At 72.1% G+C, this 11,537-nt stretch carries 9 protein-coding genes and 1 pseudogene; 5 read left to right on the plus strand and 5 right to left on the minus strand.

The features are described 5' to 3' along the window. Together ACOV8S_RS23385 and ACOV8S_RS23390 are read right to left on the minus strand one after the other, a co-directional pair. A pseudogene (locus ACOV8S_RS23385) lies at nucleotides 1-322 on the minus strand (class I SAM-dependent methyltransferase); the annotation flags it as partial. 44 nt (nucleotides 323-366) lie between these two features. Beyond that, nucleotides 367-1,047: a GntR family transcriptional regulator gene (locus ACOV8S_RS23390; protein ID WP_448320020.1), complete on the minus strand. Its 681-nt coding sequence runs from the start codon at nucleotides 1,045-1,047 to the stop codon at nucleotides 367-369. A gap of 105 nt (nucleotides 1,048-1,152) precedes the next feature. Between ACOV8S_RS23390 and ACOV8S_RS23395 the strand changes: the two genes are divergently transcribed. Beyond that, nucleotides 1,153-2,328, plus strand: a complete 1,176-nt coding sequence (locus tag ACOV8S_RS23395) for an acyl-CoA dehydrogenase family protein (protein WP_448320021.1) — start codon at nucleotides 1,153-1,155, stop codon at nucleotides 2,326-2,328. 165 nt (nucleotides 2,329-2,493) lie between these two features. Further along, nucleotides 2,494-4,572 (plus strand): endonuclease, encoded by a 2,079-nt coding sequence (locus ACOV8S_RS23400; RefSeq protein ID WP_448320022.1) that lies wholly within the window; start codon nucleotides 2,494-2,496, stop codon nucleotides 4,570-4,572. Nucleotides 4,573-4,705: 133 nt separating this feature from the next. On the opposite strand, the gene ACOV8S_RS23405 is transcribed toward ACOV8S_RS23400, so the two are convergent. Continuing rightward, nucleotides 4,706-6,229, minus strand: a complete 1,524-nt coding sequence (locus ACOV8S_RS23405; RefSeq protein ID WP_448320024.1) for a sodium:solute symporter family protein — start codon at nucleotides 6,227-6,229, stop codon at nucleotides 4,706-4,708. A 213-nt stretch (nucleotides 6,230-6,442) separates the two neighbouring features. Between ACOV8S_RS23405 and ACOV8S_RS23410 the strand changes: the two genes are divergently transcribed. Continuing rightward, a complete protein-coding gene (locus ACOV8S_RS23410; protein ID WP_448320025.1) occupies nucleotides 6,443-7,231 on the plus strand; it encodes an IclR family transcriptional regulator in 789 nt (262 codons plus the stop codon). Nucleotides 7,232-7,289: 58 nt separating this feature from the next. Here ACOV8S_RS23410 and ACOV8S_RS23415 read toward each other — a convergent pair whose 3' ends face one another. Both ACOV8S_RS23415 and ACOV8S_RS23420 read right to left on the minus strand, forming a co-directional pair. Further along, nucleotides 7,290-8,558 carry a glucarate dehydratase family protein gene (locus ACOV8S_RS23415; RefSeq protein ID WP_448320026.1) on the minus strand — a complete coding sequence of 423 codons (1,269 nt, stop codon included), beginning with the start codon at nucleotides 8,556-8,558 and terminating at the stop codon, nucleotides 7,290-7,292. Further along, nucleotides 8,555-9,535, minus strand: coding sequence for a 5-dehydro-4-deoxyglucarate dehydratase (locus ACOV8S_RS23420; protein ID WP_448320027.1), 981 nt, complete (start codon nucleotides 9,533-9,535; stop codon nucleotides 8,555-8,557). Before ACOV8S_RS23420 ends, ACOV8S_RS23415 begins: the two co-directional genes overlap by 4 nt. 349 nt (nucleotides 9,536-9,884) lie before the next feature. Here ACOV8S_RS23420 and ACOV8S_RS23425 point away from each other — a divergent pair, with 349 nt between their 5' ends. Both ACOV8S_RS23425 and ACOV8S_RS23430 read left to right on the plus strand, forming a co-directional pair. Next, nucleotides 9,885-10,202, plus strand: coding sequence for a cupin domain-containing protein (locus ACOV8S_RS23425; RefSeq protein WP_108955895.1), 318 nt, complete (start codon nucleotides 9,885-9,887; stop codon nucleotides 10,200-10,202). A 174-nt stretch (nucleotides 10,203-10,376) separates the two neighbouring features. Next, nucleotides 10,377-11,537: ATP-binding protein (locus ACOV8S_RS23430; RefSeq protein ID WP_448320028.1), on the plus strand; the 1,161-nt coding region annotated here is incomplete at its 3' end.

Below are 11,537 nucleotides of genomic sequence, written 5' to 3' on the forward strand. Positions count from 1 at the left end.
GCCCGACGAGGAAGACGGACCGGTAGCGGCGGGGCAGGTCCAGCTCCTCCATCCGCTGGTGGTGGACGGTCACGGCGAGCCCTTGCTCGTCCGCCCCGCGCCGGAGGCGTTCCAGCATGTCGGCGGAGGAGTCGACGCCCTCGACGTCCAGGCCGCGGCGGCGCAGTTCGAGCAGCGGGTCGCCGTCGCCGCACCCCAGTTCCAGCGCGGGGAGGCCGGCTTCCTCGACGAAGGCGGCGTAGGTCCGCGGGTCGTGGGAGGAGGATTTCAGCGGACCGTAGATGTCGGCGACGATGCCCGTGTAGAAGTCGGCAGGATCCATGCGGGCGGACCCTACGTGGTCGACCGACCTGCTGTCATGGGGATTTACCGCGCCGATCGGCCGGTCCCGAGGACGCGCTCCAGCCGCGCGACGGCATGGGCGCGGTGCAGGTCGAGCAGGCGGAGGGCCTCGTCGCTGTCGCCCGCGCGCAGGGCGTCGAGGACGGTGCGGTGTTCGTGCACGACGCGTTCCCGGTTGGGGGGTTCCGCGTAGTACAGGGAGCGGTAGGCGTCGGTGGAGTCCCACAGCGTGCCGATCAGCCGGACCAGGCGGGGCATGCCGGACGCCTCGAAGAGGGCGAAGTGGAAGCGGCGGTTGGCGGCCGCCATCGCGGTGACGTCACCGGTCCCGCCGGCCCGCTCCACCTCGGCCTGGGCCCGCTCCAGTGTCGCGAGCAGGCCGGCGTCCGTCCCGGCCGCCGCCCGCCGGACGGCCTCCGCCTCCAGCAGTTCGCGGATCCGGTACACCTCCCGCAGGTCGTCGAGGGACAGCTCGGTCACGAAGTAGCCCCGGTGCACCTTGTGTTCGACGAGCCCCTCGCCCTCCAGGATCTTCAGCGCCTCCCGCAGCGGGACCCGGCTGACCTCCAGCCGGGCGGCCAGGGCGTCCTGCCGGATCGGCGCGCCGGGCCGCAGCTCACCGCCGGTGATGGCGCTCCGCAGTTCCGCCAGCACGTACTGCTGGGCGGTCGGGGGCCTCCTGCGCTGCGCAGCGCCGTTCGTCACGGGCACCTCTTCCTCGTGGCCGGACCCACACTGGATCCAAAATCCGATCCAAGGTTAACTGAGGCCCGCACCCCGCCCGCCGCGCGTGTCCCACGGAGGCCAGGAATGACCAGTTCGCCCGTCCACCCCTTCGACCTCGTCGCCGTCGACAGCCTGTTGAGCGACGAGGAGCGCGAGATCCAGCGGACCGTACGGGCGCTGGGTGTGCGGGAGTTGCGTCCGCACGTCGCCGACTGGTTCGAGGAGGGTGAGATCCCCGCCCGTGAGCTTGCCCGGCTCCTCGGCAAGCTCGGCGTGCTCGGCATGCATCTGGAGGGCTACGGCTGCGCCGGGGCCGGCGCGGTCTCCTACGGCCTGGCCTGTCTCGAGCTGGAGGCCGTCGACTCGGGGCTGCGGAGTCTGGTGTCGGTGCAGGGCTCGCTGGCGATGTACGCCATCCACGCGTACGGCTCCGAGGAGCAGCGGCGGCAGTGGCTGCCCGGGATGGCGGCCGGCGAGAAGATCGGCTGCTTCGGCCTCACCGAGCCGGACGCGGGCTCCGACCCCGGTGCCATGCGCACCCGGGCACGGCGGGACGGTTCCGACTGGATCCTCGACGGCGCCAAGATGTGGATCACCAACGCCTCGGTGGCCGACGTCGCCGTGGTGTGGGCCCGCACCGACGAGGGGGTGCGCGGCTTCGTCGTCCCGGCCGGCACGCCCGGTCTCTCCGCGCCCGAGATCCGGCGCAAGCTCTCGCTGCGCGCCAGTGTCACCGGTGAACTGGTCCTCGACGGCGTCCGGTTGCCCGCCGACGCGATGCTGCCCGGCGCCCGCGGCCTGTCCGGCCCGCTGGGCTGTCTCAACGAGGCCCGCTTCGGCATCGTCTTCGGCGCGATCGGCGCGGCCCGCGACTGTCTGGAGGCCGCGCTCTCCTACGCCGCCGACCGCACCGTCTTCGGCCGGTCCCTCGCCTCCTACCAGCTCACCCAGCAGAAGCTCGCCGACATGGCGCTGGAGCTCGACAAGGGCATGCTGCTCGCGCTGCGGCTCGGCCGCCTCAAGGAGGAGGGACGCCTCACCCCCGAGCAGGTCAGCGTCGGCAAGCTGAACAACGTCCGCGAGGCCATCGCCATCGCGCGGGAGTGCCGCACGATCCTCGGCGCCAACGGCGTCACCCTGGAGTACCCGGTGCTCCGGCACGCCAACAACCTGGAGTCGGTGCTGACCTACGAGGGCACCAGCGAGGTCCACAGCCTGGTCATCGGCAAGGCCCTCACCGGCGAGGCCGCCTTCCGCTGAGACCGTCCCCCTGCACCCACGCCCCCCACGCCACCGCTCCCACGCGCCGGTCCGGTGGTGCTTGAACGGGCGACAGTTGAACCGCGCACCACGCCGTGCGGGCAGGAAGATCCCGGTCCGCCGCGCGCACAATGAAAGAGGGGACGACAAGGCGAGGTAACGGTCATGACCATCGCGGAGCACGTGTCCCGGGCCGGGACGGACTATCCGGAGCAGCTGAGGCGGGCCGCGCGGCGGTTCGACTCCCGCACGGTGCGGCGCGAGGAGCGCCTGCGGGCCGTCGACCGTCGCGGCGTGCTGCAGGCCAACGATCCCGAAAGGGTCACCGAGCGGCTGGCCCGTCTGAACGCCGACTGGTCCCTGGCCCGTTCGGTCGAGCGGGCAAAGACCGGTCCCCGGGCGACGGCGAACAGCGCGCCCTCGGTGGCGGCCGTGCCGTTCGGACCCGACCTGCTGGGCCTGGAGCGGGTCATGGGGCGCAACGACCTGATCGGGGTCGCCTTCCTGGAGGCGGGCCGGATCGCGGCCCGGCCGGTCGGCAGGGTGACGGTGCGAGGGCCCGGAGGCGGCCTGCACGGCACCGGGTTCATGGTCTCGCCGTCGCTGTTGTTGACCAACAACCATGTGCTGCGCGACGTGGCGGAGGCGGAGCGCGGCGTGGTCGAGTTCGACTTCGAGGACGGCCCGGACGGCCGCCCGCTCACGTCCGTGGTCTTCGCGCTCGACCCGCGGCGGTTCTTCGCCACCGACCGGGACCTCGACTTCACGGTCGTCGCGGTCGCGGAGCAGGACCGGCGGGAGGCCCCGGACACACGGGGCGGACAGGCCGGGAGACTGGCGGACTACCGCTGGCTGCCGCTGGACGCCGCGCAGGGCAAGGTGCTCGTGGGCGAGACCGTCAACATCGTGCAGCACCCCAACGGTGAGCCCAAGCAGCTCGCGCTGCGCGAGAACACGGTGGTCGACCTGCTGGACGGCTTCGTCCAGTACACCACCGACAGCGCGCCCGGCTCCTCGGGTTCTCCGGTCTTCAACGACCAGTGGGAGGTCGTCGCGCTGCACCACAGCGCCGTGCCGGAGACCGACGAGGAGGGCCGTCCGCTCACCGTCGACGGCGGCGTCTGGCGTCCGGAGGACGGAGAGCACCGGGTGGCGTGGAAGGCCAACGAGGGGGTGCGCGTCAGCAGCGTCCTGCGGGCGCTGGGCGCGCTGCCCCTGACCGGCACGGCCGCACGGCTGCGGGACGAGCTGTTCCGGCCCCCGGCGAGCGACGCCACGGGCGGCGTGGCAGGCGACGCGGGGGCCGACCCGGCGACCGGCGCCGCCCCGCCGTCACCCGCCGCGTCCGCAGCGGCGCGGGCGGTGACGGCCGTCCGGGAGTCGGCGGAGCGTGATCTGGCCGCCGCCCTGGTCAATCTGCGGCTGGGGGACGAGCGGGTCTACTACGACGCGGACGGCGACCGCCGGGCCCGCGAGGCCTACTACGCCCAGTTGGGGGCGACGGCCGACGGCGGCGCGCTGCGCCGGGCGCTGACCGCCCTGCTGGAGGACACGCACGAGCGGCGCCCGGCCTATCAGCCGGCGCGGATGGTCTATCCGTGGGTCGATCTGCGTCCCGACCGCCGGCTGCGGAGCGTCTACTCGGGCAAGACCTTCGACGCCGAGGAGTTCATCCGCGCCGACGTCGCCGCCGAGGCGGTCCGGCTCACCGGCATGCAGGACTTCCTGCTCCGCGAGAGCACGGCCGGCCCGGGCGAGCTCGCCTCGGAACTGGACGCGCTGGAGGCGGCGTCGCCGTTCAACTGCGAGCACGTGGTGCCCCAGTCCTGGTTCGCCAAGCGTGAGCCGATGCGGGGCGATCTGCACCACCTGTTCGCCTGCGAGGCCGGGTGCAACAGCTTCCGGGGCAACATCCCCTACCAGGACTTCCCGGACTTCGAGGAGGTCGTGCGGGAGGACTGCGGCCTGCGCGAGGCGGGCGGCTTCGAACCGGTGCACGGGAAGGGGGCCGTCGCCCGGGCGACGCTGTACTTCCTGCTGCGCTATCCGGGCCTGGTGGGCGAGAGCGGGGAGTTCCCCCGGAGCCGGCTGCCCGTCCTGCTGGCCTGGCACGAGCGTGAGCCGGTGGACGAGTACGAACGCCACCGCAACGCGGCCGTCGCCGAGATACAGGGCAACCGCAATCCGCTGACGGACCACCCGGAGTGGGCACGGGAGATCGACTTCTCGGCCGTGTGGGCCTGACCCGGCCTCCCCACCGCACGCCGCACGCCTCCGCCCTTGCCTCCCCCACCGCGCGCCGTGCGGGGCGGCACACCGCATCGGCCCCTGCCCGGGGGAGCGGGCAGGGGCCGACGGCATGGTGTTCGTGCTGGTCTCAGCCGGTGGTGCCGACGAGGGGTGCGTGGGTGGGGTCGGCGCCGGGATCGTCGTCGCCGCCGGGGCCGACCGCCCGGGTGATCTCGTCGGCGTCGGCGCTGGGCTCGGGGAACAGCAGGCCGATGCCGACGAAGAGGACCAGGGAGGTCAGGAGCGGGGTGGCGACCGTGGCGGTCTGGTTCTGGCTCTCGATGACGTACTTCACCAGGAGGTACCCGGCGAGGCCGCAGCCCCAGGAGATCAGGGCCGCCTTGGGCCCGCAGCGGCGGAAGGCCGGGAGGAGCCCGAGGAGCATCGGGATGGAGATGGGGCCCATCACGGCGGCGACCAGGGCGACGATGATGCCGAGCGGACCGCCCAGCGCCTCGGCCTGCAGGGCGACGACCATGCTCGCACCGATGAAGACGACCGTGCAGACACGCCCGGCGAGCAGGCCCGCCCGTGGGTCGAAGGCGCGGGCGCGCCTGCTGACGGCGGGCAGGATGTCGCGGACCACGACGGAGGAGATGGCGTTGGCGTCGGAGGAGGCCATGGCCATGGTGTGGGAGAACATGCCGGCGACCGTCAGGCCGACGAGGCCGGCGGGCAGCAGGTCCTGCGCCATCAGCGCGTAGACCTGCTCGGGCTTCTCGAGGTTCGGCATGATCACGGGGCCGAGCACGGACGGGAAGAGGATGATGGCCGGCCATATCAGGTAGAGCGACGCGGAGAGCAGCGCCGAACGCTTCGCGGCGGGCGGGGAGTCGGTGGCCATGTAGCGCTGGGCCAGGTTCCACATGCCGCCGTTGTACTCGAAGAGCTTGATGACGACGTAGGCGGTGAGGAAGCCGGCCGTGTACGGGCCGACCAGCGGCTCGGTGTGTCCGTCGGGCAACTTGCCCAGGGAGGTGCCCAGTTGACCGAGGCCGCCGATCTGGTCGATGACGACCCACAGCATGGTGAGGGCGGCGATGCCCTGGATGACGAACTGGCCGAAGTCGGTGAGGGCGTCCGCCCAGAGGCCGCCGACGGTGCAGTAGACGAGCGTGACCAGGCCGGTGACCAGGATGCCGACGGGGAGGCTGAGGCCGGTGAAGACGTTCAGCAGGATCGCCGCGGAGGCCCACTTGGCGGCCACGTCGAACACCTTGAGCAGGGTGCCGCTCCAGGCGAGCGCCTGCTGGGTGGGCACGTTGTACCGCCGGGCGAGGTACTCCAGCGGCGAGGCCACGTCGTACTTGATGCGCAGCCGGTTCCAGCGGGGGGCGAAGACGAAGGCGCCGACGGCGGTGGAGAGCGCCAGCGGTACGAACGCCCATATGTAGATGGTGATGCCGTAGCTGTAGGCGACGGCGGCGTAGGCGACGAACACCGCCGCGCTGTAGCCCGACATGTGGTGCGAGATGCCGGACAGCCACCACGGCATGCGCCCGCCGCTGGTGAAGAAGTCACTGACGGTGGTGATGCGCCGGTGCGACCAGAATCCGATGAGCAGCATCACCAGGAAGTAGCCCGCCAGGGCCACCCAGTCCGGCCAAGCCATACGAACTCCTCGATGTCGGAGCGAACGCGGCGATCCGCGCGATCGCGAGCGGTGGGGGGATTCGGCGACGAGCGGGAGGAACGGACGGGCGAGTGCAGCCCGCACGAATTCACGTATGTAGACTGAGTCTTCATTCATGCCTTGAATTCGCGTGCAGGCTATTGCCGTGCACAGGGGCGGTCAATCGATGCGTCGATGTTTCGGAGGGTTTCGTTGGCACGGGAGGAAGAGTCCGGGCGCGGACCGGTGAAGTCGGCGGAGCGGACGGTCCGGATCATGGAGGCGCTGGCCTCCTCCCCCGAGCGGCTCACACTGGGCAGACTGCAGGAGCTGACGGGGTATCCGCGCTCCAGCCTGTACGCGCTGCTGCGCACGCTGGCCGGGATGAAGTGGATCGAGTCGCAGGACGGCGGGGAGTCCGCGGCCTACGGGATAGGCCCCCGGGCCCTGTTGTGCGGGACGGCCTATCTGGACCGCGATCCGGCGCTGCCCCACGCGGTGCGGCAGATCGAGCGTCTTCGGGCGGACGTCGGGTACACCACGCACTACGCGCGCCTGGACGAGGCCCGGGTGATCTACCTGGCGACCCGTGAGGCCATCGACTCGCGGCGCCTGACCTCCCGGGTGGGACGCCAACTCCCGGCACATGCGACGGCGTTGGGCAAGGCGCTGATGGCGGAGCTGACGGCGCGGGAGGTGGACGCGCTGCTCCCCGAGCCGCTGGAGGCGCTGACGCCGCACACCGTGACCCGGCGCCCGGAACTGGCCGCCGAGCTGGACGGCGTGCGGGCGCGCGGCTGGTCGCTGGAGAACGGGCAGAACACGCCGGGGCTGTGCTGCGTGGCCGCCGCGGTGCCGTACCGCATCCCCGCGACGGACGCGATCAGCTGCTCCATCCCGCTGGACCACGCCTCGGACCAGGAGATCGCCCGGGTCTGCGAGGCACTGCTGCACCACCGGTCCGAGCTGGCGGGCACGCTGCGGCGCGAGGGGATCCGCTGAGCCCCGACGCGACGCCGCGGGCGTCAGCTCCCGTGGGGCCGGGCGCCGGCCGTCCGGTTCACCAGCGCGGCACCTTCTTCTCGTAGGCGGGGTCGATGCTCCGCATGTAGCCGGTGTCGTCCCGGTCGCGGAGGCCGCAGGCGAGGTACTGCTCGTGCAGCCGGGCCAGTTCGTCCCGGTCGAGCTCGACCCCGAGTCCCGGGCCGGTGGGCACCGCCACCGCCCCGTCCTCGAACGCCAGCGCGCCGGGGACGATCACGTCCTCGTCCTTCCACGGCCAGTGGGTGTCGCAGGCGTAGGTGAGGTTCGGCGTGGCGGCGGCCAGGTGGGTCATGGCGGCGAGGCTGATGCCGAGGTGGGAGTTGGAGTGCATGGACAGGCCCAGGCCGAAGGTGTCGCAGATCCCGGCGAGCACGCCCGAGCGCCGCAGGCCGCCCCAGTAGTGGTGGTCGGAGAGCACGACCTGCACGGCGTCGCGGGCGACGGCGGGGGCCACCTCCTCGAAGGAGACCACGCACATGTTGGTGGCCAGCGGCATCGACGCCTGACGCGCCACCGCCGCCATGCCCTCCTGGCCCGGGGTGGGGTCCTCCAGGTACTCGAGGACGCCGTCGAGCTCCCGGGCCACCCGCAGGGAGGTCTGCACGGTCCAGGCGGCGTTGGGGTCGATGCGCAGCGGCAGGGCGGGGAACGCCTCGCGCAGGGCGTGGACGGTGTCGATCTCCTCGTCCGGCGTCAGTACTCCCCCCTTGAGCTTGAGCGCCGTGAAGCCGTGGTCGTCGACCATGCGGCGGGCCTGGGCGACGATGCCGTCCGCGTCCAGCGCCTCGCCCCACGCGTCGGGCGCGGCGCCCGGGTGCGCGGCCCACTTGTAGAAGAGGTAGGCGCTGAAGGGGACCCGCTCGCGGACCGCGCCGCCCAGCAGGTCACTGACCGGACGTCCGGCGGCCCGGCCCTGGACGTCGAGGCAGGCGACCTCGAAGGGCGAGAAGACCCGGTCGACGGTGCTGCTGGTGGTGATCATCCCGGTGAGCCCGTGCCCGTCGCTGCCGGTGTCGCCGTCGAGCGCCCGTGCGACGGCGGCCCTGACGGCGCCGAGGTGGTGGATGTCCAGGCCGGTGAGCGCCTCGGCCGCGGTGTGCAGGCGGCGCAGGTGGCCGGTGTCGGCGTAGGTCTCGCCGAGACCGGTGAGCCCCTGGTCGGTGTGGACCTCCAGGACGGCCCGCAGGGCGTACGGCTCGTGGACGCCGACGGCGTTGAGCAGCGGCGGGTCGCGGAAGGCGACGGGGGTGACGGTGACGGAGGTGATCCGTATCGCGTCGCTCACCGGACGGCCTCCTTCCCGGAGCGCGCGGCGATCTCCAGCCCGGTGTCGACGATACGGCGCAGGCGCTCGAGGTGCTGGGGCGCCGGATCGGTCAGCGGCGGCCGGACGCCGCCGACACCCTGGCCGCGCAGCGCCATGGCGGCCTTGATCAGGGAGACGGCGTAGCCGGGCACCCGGTCGCGCAGCGTCACCAGCGGGTGGAAGAAGTCGCGCAGCAGGAGGTCGCGGGTGCCGTCGTCGCCGGTGGTGACAGCGCGGTGGAACGCGTGCGAGATCTCCGGCGCGAAGCAGAACACGGCCGAGGAGTAGAGCTCGACGCCGATGCCGCGGTAGGCCGGGACGGTCACCTCGGCCGTGGGCATGCCGTTGAAGAACTGGAACGGCTTGTCGCGCCCGGCCAGGGCGGAGCGGACCGCCAGCACGGTGCGGGAGAGCCGGTCGAGGTCGCCGACGCCGTCCTTGAAGCCGACGACCTTCTCCAGCCGCGCCACCTCGGCCGCCGCCTCGGGGGTGAAGCGCGCGTTGGACCGGTTGTAGACGATCAGCGGCAGATTGCTCGCGGCGGCCACCTGCCGCGTGTAGGCGACCAGGCCCGCGGGCGGGGACTCGACCAGGTAGGGCGGGAGCAGCAGCAGGCCGTCGGCCCCGGCGTCCTGGGCGACACGGGAGAAGCGGCGGGCCAGCGGCAGCGGGCCGCCGGTGCCGGCGAAGACGGGGACGCGGCCGGCCGTGGTCTCCACCGCGGTGCGGACGACCTCGCCGTACTCCTCCGGGTCCAGGGCGTGGAACTCCCCCGTGCCGCAGGCGGCGAAGACGCCTCCGGGCCGGGCGTCGAGTCCGCGCCCGAGGTGTTCGGCGAGCGCCGCCTTGTCGATGTGCCCGGTCCGCGCGAAGGGGGTCACCGGGAAGAACAGTACGCCGTCGAACATCGGCACCTCGGGGCTCCTGATGTCTACATATGTGAACGCCATCTTCATCTGCGAACTGCCGCCTGAACTGTAGGTCGCGGCCGGACGACCGGTCAAGGCGGTGACCGCGGGGTGATCACGGGAGCCGGCCGGGCCCTCGTGAACCCCGAAAAGCGTTCACCTTCCCGCCTGTTGATTCCCTTTTCATGATTCGCAACTCAGCGTCCAACCATTGCCCAACGCTTTTCCGGAACACCTCTCCCGCGGTGCACGGGATCCCTGATTCGGCCGAAAATTGTGCACCAGGCCCCTGCCTTCGACTCATGCTGCTGGCATAGTCTCCTGATCCCGCCACTTGAGGCCCGGGCTGCTTCCGCGCAGTGCTCCCCTGCGGCCGTGGATCCGAAGGAAACGACACATGCTCGAAGGGTTCCGATTTCTCTCGATCACCGATGTCCCACCGAAGGAAGTGAAGGAGGGCATCACCGCGAAGATCCTCAAGGAAGGCACGGCGGAGGACCCGTCGGTCTTCATGGAACTGACCTTCGCCCCGGGTGCGGCGTTCGGCAGGGACGAGCACGCCGAGCTGGAGATCCTGCACGTCCTGGAGGGCGAGTTCAGTGACGGTGACGCCGTTCACGGCCCGGGCACGGTGATTATCGGGCATCCTGGTTCGGTGCATTTCCCGGCGTCCTCGTCGGGTTGCCGGGTGCTCGCCTTCCATCCTCAGGGCTGATCCCGGGTCCGGCCGGCCGTGAAAGCGGGCGGAGGTCCGATCAGTTCCTCCCGGGCGAAAGATCGAAAAGGTCCGGGACTGCCGCACACGCTCCGGAGAAGTGATCGCCGGCGAGGCCCGGCATTGCGTCCCCGCGGGCGACGACAAAAACTCCTGGTCGATTGGCGATAACGCGTGCTCGATTACACGGACTTGGTCATCGGAGCGTCGTCCGCGCTCGGCTCGGCGATCGTGGTGTGGTCGGCGTGTCTGCCGGGCAGGCGCCGCGCCGCACGGGAACTGGACGAGGCCTTGGCGGCCGCCCGCGAGAAGGCCGAGGCCGCCGAGCTCGCCCGACAGGAACAGGGCCGGCACTGGCAGTACGCCCAGCAGGTGATCAGCGAGCTGGAGTGCCTGGTGGAGCGGCGACTCCCCCAGGTGGTGCAGGAACTGGAGGGTGTGCGGGTGCCGGCCACGGCCGGACTCGCACACCCTGCCGTGTTCGAGGGCACCGAGGTGGCCGGCTACCTCACGGCCGCCGAGGGGCTGGTCCGCGGCGCGGGCGACGTCGTCCGGCGCGGCGTGGAGGAGTCCGCGCGCGGGGCCCTGCGGGGCATCGCGGAGGAGGTCCAGGCGGCCCTGACCCACGCCCAGGCCGACATCGACGACGGTCTCGACGACCTGGAGCTCACCGGCGGCGGCGTGTACGCCGGGGCGAAGGACGTGCGCTCCATCCTCACCAAGGTCGACCACAGCGTCACCATGGGCGTCCACAGCGTGCAGCGGCTGCGGATCCTCACCGACTCGTGGCCCGGCGTGCAGCGGGCGAGCTGCACGGTGGCGGAGATCGTGGAGAGCGCCCGCGGCCGCATCCGGCACAGCAGCGCCGTCGACTACGCCTACCACGTGGACACCGGCGAGATCGTCGTCGACGGCCTGATCGTGGAGCCGGCCATCGTCGCCCTGACCGAGCTGCTGGCCAACGCGACGGCCTACTCCGGAGGAACGGTCGCCGTCCACGTGCAGCGGGTGCCCAACGGGATCCGGTTCTCGGTGGAGGACCAGGGACTCGGCATGGCACCGCTGCAGCTCGAGGAGGCGGAACGTTCGCTCTCCGCCGGCGGCGCCTGGGTGACGGACCTGGCGGAGCCCGGACGGCTCGGATTCCTGGTGGTGGGACGGCTGATGGCCGAGTACGGACTGCGGGCGGGCCTCTCGCCGTCCGCCGCCGGAGGGATGCGCGCCGACCTCCTCGTCCCGGACGCCCACCTGCAGGAGGAGGTCCCGCAGGAGCCCGCCTCCGCGGGCGGCCTGCGGCACGCGGTACGGCCGGAGTTCCCCGGCGGTCCGCGGCCC

The sequence above is a fragment of the Streptomyces sp. CO7 genome (assembly GCF_053474865.1).